General features: G+C 67.9%; 13 protein-coding genes and 1 tRNA gene. 8 read left to right on the top strand and 6 right to left on the bottom strand.

Annotation, left to right across the window (positions count from 1 at the left end; genetic code table 11):
* Positions 1-264: 264 nt before the first annotated feature.
* Together rfbB and ACFVXA_RS36645 are read left to right on the top strand one after the other, a co-directional pair.
* The gene (rfbB, locus tag ACFVXA_RS36650; protein WP_389756245.1) at positions 265-1,245 is read left to right on the top strand and encodes a dTDP-glucose 4,6-dehydratase; all 981 of its coding nucleotides are present in this window, start codon (positions 265-267) and stop codon (positions 1,243-1,245) included.
* Positions 1,242-2,630: an NDP-hexose 2,3-dehydratase family protein gene (locus ACFVXA_RS36645; protein WP_390028366.1), complete on the top strand. Its 1,389-nt coding sequence runs from the start codon at positions 1,242-1,244 to the stop codon at positions 2,628-2,630. Before rfbB ends, ACFVXA_RS36645 begins: the two co-directional genes overlap by 4 nt.
* Before the next feature lie 67 nt (positions 2,631-2,697).
* On the opposite strand, the gene ACFVXA_RS36640 is transcribed toward ACFVXA_RS36645, so the two are convergent.
* Together ACFVXA_RS36640 and ACFVXA_RS36635 are read right to left on the bottom strand one after the other, a co-directional pair.
* Positions 2,698-3,150 (bottom strand): carboxymuconolactone decarboxylase family protein, encoded by a 453-nt coding sequence (locus tag ACFVXA_RS36640; protein WP_383737419.1) that lies wholly within the window; start codon positions 3,148-3,150, stop codon positions 2,698-2,700.
* A 134-nt stretch (positions 3,151-3,284) separates the two neighbouring features.
* Complete coding sequence (locus ACFVXA_RS36635; RefSeq protein ID WP_390028365.1) at positions 3,285-3,935, bottom strand: gamma-glutamyl-gamma-aminobutyrate hydrolase family protein; 651 nt, start codon at positions 3,933-3,935, stop codon at positions 3,285-3,287.
* Between ACFVXA_RS36635 and ACFVXA_RS36630 the strand changes: the two genes are divergently transcribed.
* From ACFVXA_RS36630 to ACFVXA_RS36615, 4 genes are all read left to right on the top strand, one after another.
* Positions 3,934-4,077 (top strand): hypothetical protein, encoded by a 144-nt coding sequence (locus ACFVXA_RS36630; protein WP_383737413.1) that lies wholly within the window; start codon positions 3,934-3,936, stop codon positions 4,075-4,077. The two genes, ACFVXA_RS36635 and ACFVXA_RS36630, sit on opposite strands and share 2 nt — an antisense overlap.
* Before the next feature lie 182 nt (positions 4,078-4,259).
* Entirely contained in the window at positions 4,260-5,186 is a 927-nt protein-coding gene (locus ACFVXA_RS36625; protein ID WP_384023740.1) for an ABC transporter ATP-binding protein, read from the top strand.
* Complete coding sequence (locus ACFVXA_RS36620; protein WP_390028364.1) at positions 5,183-6,016, top strand: ABC transporter permease; 834 nt, start codon at positions 5,183-5,185, stop codon at positions 6,014-6,016. Before ACFVXA_RS36625 ends, ACFVXA_RS36620 begins: the two co-directional genes overlap by 4 nt.
* Before the next feature lie 146 nt (positions 6,017-6,162).
* On the top strand, positions 6,163-7,356 hold the full coding sequence (locus ACFVXA_RS36615) for a ParB N-terminal domain-containing protein (protein ID WP_362016446.1): 1,194 nt from the start codon (positions 6,163-6,165) through the stop codon (positions 7,354-7,356).
* A gap of 10 nt (positions 7,357-7,366) precedes the next feature.
* Here ACFVXA_RS36615 and ACFVXA_RS36610 read toward each other — a convergent pair whose 3' ends face one another.
* Complete coding sequence (locus tag ACFVXA_RS36610) at positions 7,367-8,227, bottom strand: helix-turn-helix domain-containing protein (protein WP_383900473.1); 861 nt, start codon at positions 8,225-8,227, stop codon at positions 7,367-7,369.
* Positions 8,228-9,152: 925 nt separating this feature from the next.
* Between ACFVXA_RS36610 and ACFVXA_RS36605 the strand changes: the two genes are divergently transcribed.
* Positions 9,153-9,225, top strand: a tRNA-Arg gene (locus tag ACFVXA_RS36605).
* Between the two features lie 159 nt (positions 9,226-9,384).
* Here ACFVXA_RS36605 and ACFVXA_RS36600 read toward each other — a convergent pair.
* The 3 genes from ACFVXA_RS36600 to ACFVXA_RS36590 all read right to left on the bottom strand — a co-directional run bounded on the left by ACFVXA_RS36600 (position 9,385) and on the right by ACFVXA_RS36590 (position 13,113).
* A complete protein-coding gene (locus tag ACFVXA_RS36600) occupies positions 9,385-11,028 on the bottom strand; it encodes an APC family permease (protein WP_383737402.1) in 1,644 nt (547 codons plus the stop codon).
* Between the two features lie 606 nt (positions 11,029-11,634).
* Positions 11,635-12,729, bottom strand: coding sequence for a tyrosine-type recombinase/integrase (locus ACFVXA_RS36595; RefSeq protein WP_390028363.1), 1,095 nt, complete (start codon positions 12,727-12,729; stop codon positions 11,635-11,637).
* 174 nt (positions 12,730-12,903) lie between these two features.
* The gene (locus tag ACFVXA_RS36590) at positions 12,904-13,113 is read right to left on the bottom strand and encodes a hypothetical protein (RefSeq protein WP_355858826.1); all 210 of its coding nucleotides are present in this window, start codon (positions 13,111-13,113) and stop codon (positions 12,904-12,906) included.
* A 1,085-nt stretch (positions 13,114-14,198) separates the two neighbouring features.
* Here ACFVXA_RS36590 and ACFVXA_RS36585 point away from each other — a divergent pair.
* Positions 14,199-14,696, top strand: coding sequence for a hypothetical protein (locus ACFVXA_RS36585; RefSeq protein WP_384398631.1), 498 nt, complete (start codon positions 14,199-14,201; stop codon positions 14,694-14,696).
* Positions 14,697-15,160 lie beyond the last annotated feature (464 nt).

Below are 15,160 nucleotides of genomic sequence, written 5' to 3'. Positions count from 1 at the left end.
CCCCACCCCCGCCCCGACGCGCACCCCCCCCCCTCCCACCCCGCCCCGCTACACCGGGTCGTGTCCGCGCTGCGGGGGGGGGGGGGGGGGGCCGCCCCCCCCCCCCCCCCCCCCCGACGCTTTTTTCAGCGGTTGAACCGGCAATATGAAAGATGCCCGGAATCAGGCGATTCTTTAGCGTGAATTGCGCGTTCCTCATCCCTCTCACCGAAAAGGGCAAAGACACATGCTTCGACCATGGAATTCCGACTGCGATGTGGTCTCATGAGAATCCTCGTCACCGGCGGAGCCGGATTCATCGGCTCGCATTACGCACGGACCATGCTCGACGGGGGATATCCGGGTTTCGAGGACGCGCACGTCACGGTCCTCGACCAGCTGACCTACGCGGGAAGACGTGACAACCTCCCCGCCGCCCACCCGCGGCTCACCTTCGTACGGGGGAACATCCTCGACCGGGAACTGCTGCGCTCGGTACTGGACGGCCAGGACGCGGTGGTGCACTTCGCGGCCGAGAGTCATGTCGACCGTTCGATCGAGAGTGGCACCGCGTTCGTCCGGACCAATGTGGAGGGCACACAGGCGCTGCTCGAGGCCTGCCTGACGGTCGGCGTCGATCGGGTGGTGCACGTCTCGACGGACGAGGTGTACGGGTCCATCGAGGAGGGGTTCTGGACCGAGGAGTCCCCTCTCCTGCCCAACTCCCCTTATGCCGCGTCCAAGGCCGCCTCCGACCTCATCGCCCTCGCCTACTTCCGTACACACCGGTTGAACGTCTCGGTCACCCGCTGCTCCAACAACTACGGCCCCTATCAGCACCCCGAGAAGTTCATACCGCTCGCCGTCACCCATCTGCTCGAGGGACGCCCCATCCCCGTCTACGGCGACGGACAGCAGGTCCGCGAGTGGCTGCACGTGGACGACCACTGCCGGGCCCTGCACCGGGTGCTCACCGGGGGCCGGGCGGGCGAGGCCTACAACATCGGCGCCGGCACGGCCGTGCCGAACCTGACACTGGCCCGCAGGCTCGCCGAGCTGTGCGGAGCGGAGCCGCACATGATCCAGCACATCACCGACCGCAAGGGCCACGACCGGCGCTACGCCCTGGACCAGACCAAGATCGAGCGGCAGCTCGGCCACCTGCCGCTCACCCCGTTCGACAAGGGACTGGCGGAGACCGTCGCCTGGTACCGGGACAACCCGCAGTGGTGGAAGCCGGTCAAGGAGAGCGGTGGTCGGCCGTGAGCGCACCGGCACGACTGGTCCCGCGTTCCAGAGCGGGGATATCCGAGAGGCTGGCCCTGTCCGCCGCGACGGCCGAGGGCGTCCACATCGCGACGTCCGACGTGCCGGGCTGGCTGGACCTCCACCGGCAGTCCTGCGGGACGGCGATCCGGCGGATCCCGTTCGCCGAGCTCGACCACTGGTCGTTCGCGCCGGAGACAGGCGACCTGCGGCACCGCAGCGGACGGTTCTTCACCATCGAGGGCTTGCACGTCGTCCGGCCGGAGGCCGAGTGGCAGCAGCCGATCATCGTGCAGCCGGAGATCGGCATCCTCGGCATCCTGGCCAAGGAGTTCGACGGCGTCCTCCACTTCCTCATGCAGGCGAAGATGGAGCCCGGCAACCCCAACCTGGTCCAGCTCTCCCCCACCGTGCAGGCCACCCGCAGCAACTACACGAAGGCCCACGGCGGGGCGGAGGTGAAGTACCTGGAACACTTCCTCGCCCCGGACAGGGACCGGGTGCTCACGGACGTCCTGCAATCCGAGCACGGCGCCTGGTTCTACCGGAAGCGCAACCGCAACATGATCGTCGAGGTGGACGGCGACATACCCCTCGACGACGCGTTCCGCTGGCTCACCCTCGGACAGCTGGTGGCGCTGCTCCGCCTGGACAACGTGGTGAACATGGACGCGCGCACCGTGCTGGCGAGCGCTCCGACGGCCCCTCCCGAACCCGGGGCGCTGTCGTCCGACGCCGACCTGCTGGCCTGGTTCACCGGGGAACGGGCCCGTCACGACATCCGTACCCGCCGCATGCCCCTGCGGGAGATCGCCGGCTGGCAGCGGGACGAGCACTCCGTCCGCCGTGTCGACGACAGGTTCTTCCAGGTGGTGGCGGTGTCCGTCGAGGGCGCGGGCCGTGAGGTCGCCGGCTGGACACAGCCGATCATCGAACCGGTGGGCCCCGGGATCGTCGGTTTCGCCTACCGCGTCTTCGACGGGGTCCCGCACGTCCTCGTGCACGCACGCGTCGAGGGAGGCTTCCTCGACACCGCCGAGCTCGCGCCGACCGTGCAGTACGTTCCGGCGAACTACGTCCATCTGGCGGCTGAGCACCGTCCGCCCTTCCTCGACCTGATGCTGAACGCGTCTCCCGACCGGGTGCGCTACTCGGCGATCCACTCGGAGGAGGGCGGCCGGTTCCTCAACGCCGAGAGCCGCTATCTGATCGTCGAGACCGACGAGGCCACCACGCCCGCCGAGGCGCCCCCGGGATTCCACTGGGTCACCCCGGGCCAGCTGAACTGGCTCGCCGGGCACAGCCGCTACGTCAATGTGCAGGCCCGGAGCCTGCTCGCCGTCCTCAACACCAGCGCGGCCGGCCGCACCCGCCTGCCCCGCTGAGTCCGGAAACGACAAAAGGCCCTGTTCGGTGGATCTTTCACCGAACAGGGCCTGAGAACGAGGGAGGCTACCGGGCCGAGGCGAGCCGAGAGGTCATCGGGGTCCACTTCTTGGGGTTGACTCGCCAGTCCACGGGCTCCTGCTTGGTGACGACATTGACGCGGTTCCAGAGGTTGACCAGGCCGATGTGGAGCACCACGGCGCCGAGTTCCTGCTCGTCGAAGTGCTTGGCGGCCTCGTCCCAGACGTCGTCCGGCACCGGGTCCTCCTGGTCGTTGATACGCGTGGCCGCCTCGGCCAGAGCCAGCACGGAGCGCTCGGCGTCGGTGAAGCAGGTCTGCTCCCGCCAGGCAGCCACCAGAGGGAGGCGGTAGTCCTCTTCCCCCGCCTCCTCGAACTCGCGCTTCTTCACGGGGATCTGGACCGGACGGCCGTTGATCTGGCTCACCCGCAGGTGGATGAGTACAAGCGTCTGCAAGGGCACACCGACATTGTTGATGGCCTTGACCAGAGCACGCATCGGCGGCAGAACATCGGGAACGACCAGTGACGGGTTAGGCATCCGCGGCGACATCGGTAATTCTCCTTCGGATCGGGAACGGATAAAAGCTTGCCCGCAGGCCCGCCTTTTCTCAAGTTTGCGAATTCCGGCGGCTAACTGTTTTTCGGGCGTCCGGCGGCTTGGGCGAGTGCTTGATGAAGTCGTTTGTCGGCCGTTTGTCCGGCTTCCCATTGCACGCCGATCGCGAAGGGATGATTCCTGACTTCGATGGCCTCGACGGTTCCGTCCTCCGCCCAGCCGGTGGCGGTGAGGCCGGCACCGAGCCGGTTGACGGCCTGGTGGTGATGGCAGGCCGATTCCGGCGCGTCCTCGTCGAGGACGCCGGCGATCCGGCTGCCCGGCTCGAGCTTCAGCCGGTGGTGGCCGAGCGTGAAGGACGGCGTTCGCGGACGGTGGCCGTGGTGGCCCGTGACATCCGGCAGGTGCTGGTGGAGGGTGCCGCCGTGCAGCACGTTCAGCAGTTGCGTGCCGCGGCAGATGGCCAGGACGGGCAACTCGGCGTCAAGTGCCGCCCGGACCAACGCCAGTTCGGCGCGGTCGGCGTCCGGACTCATCGCCCGGGTCACCGGGTGCGCGGCCTCACCGTACAGCTGCGGATCCAGATCGGGGCCGCCCGGGACCAGCAGGCCGTCGAGCCGGCCGACCAGGCTTTCGACGCCGGGCAGCAGCGGAAGCAACAGGGGCGTGCAGCCCGCCGCGGACAGGAAGGCGACGTGCGACTGGAGCGCGAGGCTCACGACCATGTCGCTGCCCTGGAGCGTGACCGGCGCGGTCCGCGCGCAGATCCCGATCACCGGCCGCCCGGCGCTCGCCGGATCGTTGACGACTGAATTCATGACCACCCTCGTGGGTTTCCGTGTTCAACTGAGGAGAATGAGCAGATGAAACATCCGCGTCCGCGGGTGGTCATCGCCGTCAAAAATAGCCGCGCGGGTAAAGCGGAGGCCAACGTTCAGAGCGCGGGCTGGTCTCCGACTACTGAACGGAATCGCAGTCCTGATACCACGGTGGGTGGGGAGCACTTTATCCCCCGTAAATCTCTCGCAGCCCATTCAACCGAGGTGCCCATGATCGAGGCCAAGAACCTCACCAAACGCTACGGCGACAAGACCGCGGTGAACGATCTGTCGTTCACTGTCGAGCCCGGCCGGGTCACCGGCTTCCTGGGCCCCAACGGTGCGGGCAAGTCCACCACCATGCGGCTGCTGCTGGGACTCGACCGGCCCGATGGCGGCGAGGCCACCGTCAACGGCGTCCGCTACAGCGATCTTCCGCAGCCGATGCGGGTGGTCGGCGCGCTGCTGGAGGCGCGCGCCGTCCACACCGGCCGCAGCGCCTACGACCACCTGCTCTGCCTCGCCCAGACCCAGGGCTTCGGCAAGCGCAGGGTCGATGAGGTCATCGACCAGGTCGGTCTGGCCTCGGTGGCCCGCAAGCGGGCGGGCGGCTTCTCGCTCGGCATGGGGCAGCGACTCGGCATCGCCGCCGCGCTGCTGGGCGACCCCGCGGCGCTGGTCCTGGACGAACCGGTCAACGGTCTCGACCCCGAGGGCATCCTCTGGATCCGCAACCTGATGAAGACGCTCGCGGCGGAGGGCCGCGCCGTCTTCGTCTCGAGCCATCTGATGAACGAGATGGCCGTCACCGCCGACCATCTCATCGTCATCGGCCGCGGCAGGCTGGTCGCCGACTGCTCCACCGAGGAGTTCGTCGAGCGCAGCACCGAGCAGAGCGTCCGGGTCAAGACGCCCGACCGGGAGCAGCTCGCCGAGCTGCTGAAGGCCGAGGGCGCCACCGTCACCGACGCCGAAGAGGGCGACCTGGACGTCACCGGGCTCGAGGCCCCCCGCATCGCCGAGCTCGCCGCCGCCGGCGGCCTGGTCCTGCACGAGCTCGCGACCCGACGCGGATCGCTCGAGGACGCCTTCATGGAACTGACCAAAGACGCCGTCGAATACGACGCCGGCGTGTCCACCGCCGGAGGCGTGAAGTGACCACCCTGACCGCACCCGCGTCCGCACCCGTCGGCGAGGCGCACAAGCCGAGCTTCGGGCGGCTGATGCTCTCGGAATGGACCAAGATCCGTTCCGTACGCTCCACGGTCTGGTCGCTCCTCATCCTGATCGTGCTCACCCTGGTCTTCACCGCGCTGTTCATGGAGATGGGTGTCGCGAACTGGGACAAGAGCGACGCGTCCCAGCAGGCCGCCATGCGGCTCGATCCGACCGGCACCATCCTGGGCAGCGGCATCCTGCTCAGCCAGCTCGCGATCTGCGTGCTGGGCGTGATGGTCATCGCCTCCGAGTACTCCACCGGCATGATCCGTGCCAGCCTCCTCGCGGTGCCCAAGCGGGTGCCGGTGCTGGCGGCCAAGGGCGCCGTCTTCGGGCTGCTGGTCCTGGCGGTGGGCGAACTGACCGCGTTCGCCTCCTTCTTCATCGGCGCGCCGATCCTGCACAGCAAGGCGCCGGTCGCCATCGGCGACCCGGGCGTCCTGCGCGCCGTCGTCGGCTGCGGTCTCTACCTGTCCCTGCTCGGCCTGTTCGCGCTCGCCATCGGCGCGATCATCCGGCACACGGCCGCGAGCATCACCGGCGTCATCGCCTTCGTCCTGGTCGTCGCGCCGATGGCCAAGCTCCTGCCCGGCAGCGTGGGCAAGCACATCCACGGCTACCTCCCCACCGAGGCCGGGTACCTGATCACCCAACAGCACTCCCGCGCGGGCGACGTCCTGGGGCCCTGGCAGGGCCTCGGGGTGCTCGCGCTCTGGACGACCGTCCTGCTGGTCGTCGCGGCGGTGCTGCTGCGACGCAGGGACGCCTGACCTCTGCGCACCCACCGCGGGTGTCCGCCGGATCGGCGGGCACCCGCGGTGTCGTGTTTCCAGGGAGCGTCCACCTGCCCTCGACTGCAGCTAAAGACCCCCCTGCGACGCTCATCGTGAGCGGCAGCAGAGAGGGAGTAAACGGAATGTCTCAGAGCAATGCGCAAGCCGTCTTGATAACGAGTGCATTCACCGCCGTCAGGGCGGAGAGCGCCGAAACTTCGACCCGCAGCGAATTCGATCTGAAGAATTTCGAGAAACTGCCGGCACGCGATGTCCCCATCAACGCGCTGTCGCCCGGAATATCGCTGCGCCAGGACGGAACGGACGCCTCTCACATCCAGCTTCTCATCGACGCGGCGGGCTCGGCGGAACTTCCGCCCATTCTCGTCCAGATGGACGGCTATCGCATCATCGACGGGCTGCACCGACTGGAGGCCGCCAGGCTCCGGGGCGACGACAGCATCAAGGCGCGCTTCCTCGACTGCTCGAATTCCGAGGCGCTCGTCATCGCCATGAAGGCGAACGGTTCGCACGGACTGCCGCTGTCGAAGGCCGACCGCGTGTCCGGAGCCCAGCGTGTCCTGAACTCCCACCCCGACTGGTCCGACCGCGCCATCGCCGGGATCACCGGGCTGAGCGCGAAGACGATCGCGTCGCTGCGCGACCGGGCGGCGGACGGAGCGGCGCTCGACGGCAAGCGCATCGGCCGGGACGGAAGGCGACGTCCGGTGGACCCGGGCGAGGGCAGGCGGCGCGCCGCCGAGTACATCACCGCCCATCCGAACGCCCCGCTCCGTCAGGTCGCCAAGGAGACCGACGTGTCACTCGGCACGGTCCACGACGTGAGCGCCCGGCTCCGGCGCGGCGAGGGCCCCGAGCGGGAAGGACGCCAGACACCCGCCGCACGGCCGCTTCCCGTGCAGTCCGTACAGCCCGTGGAGTCCGTACATTCCGTGCAGTCCCTACGGCAGGCCGACGAGGCGACGAGGTCCGTCGCCGCGGTTCCTGGCGGCGCCACCCGTGCGCCGCTACGGGTGGCCCCGAGCGTCGATGCCGCGCCGCCGCAGCGCAGGAACCACACCGACGCGCCGCCCGCGTGGACGGCGGTGGCGGCCAAGATGGCCAGCGACCCCGCCATCCGGTACAACGCGGGCGGCAGGGAGTTCCTCCGCTGGATGCAGCTGCACGCCACCGACCCCGACGAGAACTGGCGGGAGCTCGTCGACGCCGTCCCGCCGCACTGGCTCGGCGTCATCGCCCCGATCGCCGAGCGCATCGGCAGGGAGTGGAGCCTGCTCGCCGAGCGGCTCAAGACCAAGCAGGACATGGTGCCGTGATCCCCCACGATCACGACCGTGACGGCGCCGGCGCCGCGGACGCCACCCGGAGGTGGCCCGCGGCCTGGCGCCGTCCGGCGGGATCCGGACTCGGGGTGACGGAGGCGCACCCGGGGTGCGCCATGACGGAGGCCCGGGGTTCGAGCTCGGGCAGCGCGAGCAGGACCGGCGGGTCGACCGGCCGGCTCGGGCGCAGACGCAGCGCCGCGCTCGTGACGCTGTCAGCGCTCACGGCCACGGTCGCCGAGCCGCGCCCCCCGACGAGCGAGGTCCGCCGGGCCGGCGCATCGGGCCCGATGCCGTCGGCCACCGCCACCGCGAGCAGGTGCCAGCTCCCTTCGGGTACGTCCTTCAGGGAGTAGCAGGACGGACGGCCGCTCGGCACGTCGACGACGACCTCGGCGACGGACGGATGCTGGACGACGGGCGTGCGGAAGGCGCCCAGGTACACCTGCGCGTTCCCGTGGCCCTCCGGCAGACTGATCGTCCCCGCGACCACACCGAACCCCGACCGCGCGCTCGGCTCCGGCCCTGGCAGGCCGTCCCCCCCGTCCCGCGTCAGCCGGCGGAACCGGCTGGGAGACACTCCGACACTGGCCGTGAAGGAGTTGGTGAACGAACCCAGGCTGTTGTATCCGACCGCGAACGATATTTCGGTGATACTCATCGAGGTACTCTCGATCAGCCGCTTGGCCTGATAAATGCGGACCGCAGCCAGGAATCTGCCGGGAGTGAGCCCGGTCTCCTCTTTGAACAGCCGGGTGAAATAGAAACGGCTGAGCAGGGCGCTTTCGGCGATCTCCGTGAGAGTCAGCGGCTCGCCGTAACGCTCCCGAATGCACTCGATCGCCCTTTCTACTGCAGTATCCATAATGCACCTCACTACGTCTCGACGCACGCAGCAGAATGACGCGGGAACATCGCGCTTAGCTCGAGTAACGCTAGTGATCTGACCAGATAGGTTCCGTTCGTCGTGCCGCCGATTACGGCACGGGGGCCGGGGGGATGGGCGCTGCTGGGACCGGGACGATCACGTCACTGGGGCCAGGGCGATGGGCGCCACTGGGGCCAGGGCGATGACGTCCCTGGGACCGGAGGACGGCACTGGAGCCGGCGTGATGACGGCACTGGAGCCGGGGCGATGGCGGCACAGGAGCCAGTGGGGTGTGGGGCGGACATTTGATTCGGGGTGGGGAGGACCGGTTGGGTGCGAGGCGCGGAGGCGGGGCCTGGAGCACCGGTCCGGTGGGAGGCCGGGGGCGGGGCCTGGAGCACCGACCAGTGCGAGGCCGGGGGCCGGGAACACCAGGCCGGTGCGAGGCCGGGGGCGTGACGCTGGCGGTATCGGCCGACGGGAACCGCGTGCCAGTCGGGGCCGGCGCTCACATGCGCCAGTTCACCGGCCGCGAGCCGGGACTTGGCGCCTCGACGCACCCGACTCACCCGACTTTCGAGGGGTGGTCGGGACCCACCCGATGGAACGGACATCGCGCCTTCCACCCAGCGCGCCGAACCTTGATCACCAGCGACGAGGCCCCCTGCCCCGCCATCGGAACTCCGCAGGTCAGAAGCAGCAGCCCGGGCACGCCCCTGCACTCGGGGGCCAATGGGGGCGACCTCGGGAAGCCCTATCCGCTACGCTGTCAGCGGTCAGACGGCCAAAGGGCACGTGCCCGGGAATGTGTCCCTCCGGACCCACCCCGGACAGCGCCCCAGAGCCAGCCTGACCAGGGCGCTCGTCTCATCAGGTCGGGTCACTCCCTCTGGGATTTCCGGCAAGGTGTTCGACAAGCCCCGCCTTCGTAGCTCAGGGGATAGAGCACCGCTCTCCTAAAGCGGGTGTCGCAGGTTCGAATCCTGCCGGGGGCACAGCAAGAAGGGCCAGCTCAGGAGGGTTTTCCTCCCGGGCTGGCCCTTCGCCGTTTCCGGCGCCGTGCCACACGCGTGCCACTACGTGTCCGCAGGGGCCTCCTCGGAGGAGCCTGAGGCCGCTCCCGCACCGCCCCGGTATCAGGGGGTGCGGACGGGTTAGTGACCGCCTGCGTCGACGACCTCGACGTCCTCGATGTTCTGCTCGATCGCGTCGGTCGGCAGGGCCACGCGGATCGCCCAGTGGTAGATCGCCAGGGAGAACACGGCCACGACGGCGATGTCCGTCCACATCGGCAGGTTGCCCTGACCGTTACCGAAGGTGCCCTGCCAGGAAGTCACACCGATGCCGAGCAGGTAGACCGGCAGCCACTGGGCGGACTTCCAACTGATCCGCGGAGCGTTCGGCAGGCCCTTCTTGGTCGCGTAGAGGGCGTAGCCGCCGAGCAGGATGTAGCCCAGGACGATCGCTTCGCCCAGCTTCTCCAGGGTCTGCCAGCCGCTCCAGTAGATGATCAGGCTCGCGACGATGAACGCCAGCGGGGAGAGCACACCGCCCAACGGCAGCCGGTAGCTGCGCTCACGGTTCGGCAGGCGCCGGCGCAGCGCGCCGAAGGCCAGTGGAGCGCCCGCGTACATCAGCACGCTGGCGGAGGTGATGAAGCCGACCAGCTGCTGCCAGCTCGGAAACGGCAGGAAGCAGACCACGCCGGTGACGAAGGACATGATCAGGCCGTACACCGGGACCCCGCGTGAGTCCGTGCGCTCGAAGACGCGCGGCGCGTAGCCGTTCTTGCTCAGACCGTAGGAGATACGGGACGTGGAGGTCGTGTAGATCAGACCGGTGCCGCCCGGGGAGACGATGGCGTCGAAGTACAGCACCACGGTCAGCCAGCCCAGACCGACAAGGGTGGCCAGACCCGCGAAGGGGCCACTGATACCGACGAAGTCGAGCTTGTCCCAGCCCTTGGCGAAGCTGCTGCCGGGCAGTGCGCCGATGAAGACGACCTGCAGCAGGACGTAGATCAGCGTGCCGATGGCCACTGAGCCGAGTACCGCGCGAGGGATGTCGCGCTTGGGGTTGCGGCTCTCGCCCGCCAGCTGGATCGCCTGCTCGAAACCGAGGAGGGCGAAGACGATTCCGCTGGTGCTGATCGCGGCGAGCACGCCCTTGGAGCCGAACGGCGCGAAGCCGTGCGAGGTGAAGTTGCTGGTGTGGAAGTGGGTCACAGCGAGCGCGAAGATGGCGAGCAGCGGCACGAAGATCTTCAGCCAGGTGGCAGCGCTGTTGGTCCGGGCCAGCACCGTGACACCGAGGAAGTTCACGGCGACAAAGACGCCCATGAGGATCACCGCGACGATGAAGCCGCTCGTCGTCAGGGTGCCGTTGTCATTAAGGAAGCTCTTGGCGAAGTGCCAGTGACCGGCGTAGCCGATCATGGCCTCGACCTCGATCGGCGCCACGGTTGCCGCTTGCAGCCAAGCGAACCAGCCAAAGGACATGCCTGCCAAGCCACCGAAGGCGTAGTGCGGGTAACGGGCGGTACCGCCGGCGACGGGGAACATTCCACCCAGCTCGGCATGAACGAACGCCAGCAGCACGATCGCGACCGCGCCGATACCCCAGGAAATCAGAGCCGCCGGGCCGGCGGCGACGACGGCGTTCTTCGCGCCGTACAGCCAGCCGGATCCGATGATCGAGCCGGCGGACGCCCAGAGCAGTCCGATCAGTCCGACGTTCCGTCGGAGGGAGCTGTGGTGCTGGCCGGTGCTTGGTGGGGCAAGCTGGTCGACAGATGCCATGGGGCGGCCTCACGGTGTTAGCGGTGCGTTAAGGAGTTGCCACAGGCTAGGTTCGGAATGGCGCCATGCAACAGCCCAAATAGCTGAATGGTAATTTTCATCACGTCCCATTCATGATCGTCTGCGTAGCTCGGTGGCCACCGCTGGACGTGGTGGATCCCGTTTGGCGACACGCCGGCATACGTCTGGCCCTGGCGGCGAAAGCGTCATCAGGCTGCGGTCGTCGCCGTGGTGCCGATTAAGCCGTGGTCGCGGCTGGCCGCAGATTCGAGACGCCCATAGACGCTGCCCACGACCAACTCTCCGGCCAGCGAAACGGTTGGGGAGGTCAAGCAGGCTACTGATCGCGTTCGGGACGAAGAGGTCGTGACGGCAGACTCTGACATCAACGTGAGCAGACTGGTATCGGTCTTGGGCGCCTCACGGAGAACTCACCATGCTCTGTCGCAGGCTCGGTGCCCAAGCACCAGGTTCAGCTGATCGAACTCCTAAGGCAGGTGTCGCAGGTTCGAATCCTGCCGAAGCACAGAACTAAGGGCCAGCTCAGGAGGGGTTTCCTCCCGGGCTGACCCTTAGCCGTTTCAGGCGCCGTGCCACACGCGCGCCCTACGTGTCCGCCGAGGCCTCCTCGGGGGAGCCCGAGGCCGCTCCCCCACCGCCGCGGATCATGGAACCGAGCCGGTCGGCGATGGCTCGGTCACGGTCGCTGGTCATGTGCATCAGCGCGGCCCGTGAGCTGCTGTGGCCCATCCGCGTCATCAGCTCCCGCGTACTGGCCCCGGCCGCGGAGGCCAGTGTGTTGCCGGTGTGCCGCAGGTCGTGAAAGTGCAGCTCGGCCGCGACGCCCGCCGCCTTCCTTGCCTTGATCCAGTCGTCCCGGAAGTTGCTCCGCCGAAGCTGCCCGCCCTGCGGCCCCACGAAGACATGCCCTTCCTGGCCCGGCCCGGGGTACTGCGCAAGGTGGTGCCTGATCTCGTCGACCAGCTCGGCGGGGACGGACACCGCACGCACTCCTGCCGCCGGCGCCTTGTCGAAGAGACGGCCGTTCTGCAGCTCGGCTTGCGCGCGACGAACCACGACCACACGGCCGGACAGGTCGATGTCCTTGCGGCGGAGCGCGGCCAACTCGCCGAAGCGGAGCGTGGTGAACGCGGCCAGGAGGACGAGCAGCCGATAGCGCGGCCCGATGGCATCGGCGATGCCGAAGACCTCCGCGACGGTCAACACCGGCCGTTCCGGCACGTCATAGCGGTCTGCGCCCTTGATCCAGCACGGGTTGCGACGGATCAACTCGTCGTCCACGGCCGTGTTCAACAAGGCTCTGAGCAGTTGATACGCCTTGACCACGGTGGGCTCCCCCACCCCGGTAGCCAGCAGCTTGCCACGCCAGCTCCGCACCCGAGCGGTGGAGACGTCGGCGATGGAGCCTGCTGCAAAGGTCGGGACGATGTGCAGCCGAATGACCGACTCGTTCCGCTCGCGAGTACGGTCGGCCAGCTTCCGGTCGCGCAGCCATACCGTCGCATAGTCGCCGAAGTTCAACGCGCCCGCGTCTGGATCTGACCACTGTCCGCGCGTGATGTCCGCCTCGACCTGAGTGAGCGCGATTTGGGCATCGGTCTTGCTCGGGTACGTCTTCTCGGCCGGGTGCTGACCGTTCCCACCTGCGGTAATCCGATCGGCGTTGGTGTACTTCGGCACTTTCGAGATCGGCGAGAACCATCCGGATCACGGCCCCTTCCAAGCAACACCTAACGATCAAGCCCCCTACCAGCGAATACCCGCGGGTAGGGGGCTTGTCGCTGTGGACGCCGATCGGCGGTCAGGCTGCCGGTATCAGCGATCCCGCGATGAGGAAGTCCCGCGATCTAGCGATCAGAAGGAGACGGTGACGCCGGCCTGGTGGTACTGGCCGACGGTGTCCAGGACCTCGTCCTTGACCGCGCCGAACTGAGCCACGAGGTCCGAGCTGCCGATCGCCGTGGGGCCGGCGGCGATGCCGACCTGCGGGCTCAGGCCGCCGGAGACGGTGTCGAGCTCGGCGTCGGAGATTTCAAGGGTCTGAACCTGGGGAGCGGAGTTCATGATGAAACTGCCCTTCGTATGGATGTTCCACAAGGGGGAGCGGCCAAGCTGGGGAGAGACGCAGGGCCGCGACCGCAGGCGCGCCATCCGTTTCCGGACGCCTTGGCGCGATCCCGGCGGCGCGAAGGATCAAATCACGGAGCGTGCCCGGCATCCAGTCGGTCGCTGTTCCCGGCAGGGCAGTTGAAACAGTCGGCCACTCATCCATGCACGCATGCACACGAATTGAGGGCGGCTTCTCTACATATTGCGCCGCACAGGAAAACGACAGCTATTGCCACGACAGCTCCGACCAGGACAACTCCGCACCAACAGAACGCGCCCGTGACGCAGTTGCGCATTCGCTGTGCAGATTCAGTCACGTGTGCATCCGCACGCCCTTCAGTACCTTGTCCACCGCGTTCCGCGGCCCGTACAGGGCTACGGATCAGAAGGTGCCCGTGCCCCACCCGCTGCCCAGTCCATCAGGGTCCGGGGTCCGCATACGGTGTGGCCCAGCGCAAGGAGAGGGAAGCCAAGGATCGGCGAACCTGGACAGAGGTGAGCCCCATCCGTGCACCACGGCTGAGGTGTCTGGGACAAGCACGTCCCCCGACCAGAGCCCCGACAGCAGAGAGCCAGCGGGCTACCGCCTGCCGAATACGGAAAGCCGCCTCGGAGCTCAAGCCAGTGAGCGTGCCACAGCCGCGCCAGATGCAGGGGTCAGCCCCTGTCAACAAGGGGGTCGGCAGGACTATCCATGCCTTCTAGCTCGGCCGTTGAAGCCGCAGGTCACCGGCCAGGCACCCCACCCTCTCTCCTAAAGCGGGTGTCGCAGGTTCGAATCCTGCCGGGGGCACCAGTTCAGAAGGGGTCCACCTCCGAAATTTCGGAGGTTGTGGTCATCGGGGAGTCTGCACGTCAGCACCATGATCCGCAGGTTTCTCTCACGAACTCTGAGCTGCCTTTGAGGTTGCTGTCGGAGTGTGACGGACCTAAGGCCTCAGACTTCCCTCAAAACCAGTCGCCACCTGCACGTAGGCCCCCGTGCTGGGGCATCATCAGTGCGCCCACGCCACCCCCCTAGCGGAGCGGATACACCCGACATGCGCCCCACACGAATGGTCGGCCTCACTGCCCTCGTCGCGGCCCTCGCCACAGGATGCGGCGGCTCCTCCGGCACAACGGCCCACGCGAGTGCGCCGCCCGTCAGTCAGAAGCAGGCAGTCGCCGTCCTGGACCGCCTGATGGCTGCCGCGCCGGGGGAGAGTGCCCAAGCTTTCTGCGCGAACACCTATCAGACCAAGACATGCGAAGACACCTGGAAGCAGGCGGCCGAGCTCTGCCTCGAGCCGGGGGTCGCACCGCACATCATCGACTCGGCCGTGGTGGAGAACACCGACACGATGGACGGTGGGCGTGTGCTGAAGGTGGAGGGGAAAACCGCCTCGGGGCAGCGGTATGTGTCACAGGTGTTCGTCACAGCCGCGACCGGCACTCCGCAGGCGTCGGTGGGGGTGTACTGGTCGGGACTCGGGCTTGGTGACTCGCCATTCGGGGAGAACAAGACGGCGGTGCCGCAGTCGGAGTGCGGCAGGAAGTAGCTCAGACGGCCAGGAACTCGCGACCGCCCACACAGGGCTGAAGCGGGTGACAAGGCTCAGCCGGCGCGGTAGAGGGACGTGTTCGAACGGCGAGGACAAATCTCAAGCTGAGGGGGGTGACGGCAACGCTGACGGCAACGACAGCACTCACCGGCTCATGATTACGACCTACAGCGATCAACTCAGAAGAAGGCCGAGACCCCGCTCAACGAGCTGCCCGATCCTACGGATCAGAAGGCTTCTGACATCCACGGCTGACATCAACGACGCCGGAGGGGGGCGTACACCAGCACCCCTGTCCGGCCGTCGCACCAGTCGACGGCAGCAGCCGGGCCGTGCTCGGATCGAACTCCTAAACCGGGTGTCGCAGGTTCGAATCCTGCCGGGAGCACAAGGGAAAAGGCCCCGGACCGATCACGGTCTGGGGCCTTTGACATCTACTTCTTCCAAGTGGCCACGCCGAC

Origin of the sequence: Streptomyces sp. NPDC058246, assembly GCF_042881985.1 — a bacterium.
Classification (GTDB): Bacteria; Actinomycetota; Actinomycetes; order Streptomycetales; family Streptomycetaceae; genus Streptomyces.
The sequence above is the reverse complement of the archived record's forward strand: the minus strand, read 5'-3'. Positions and strand labels throughout refer to the sequence as shown.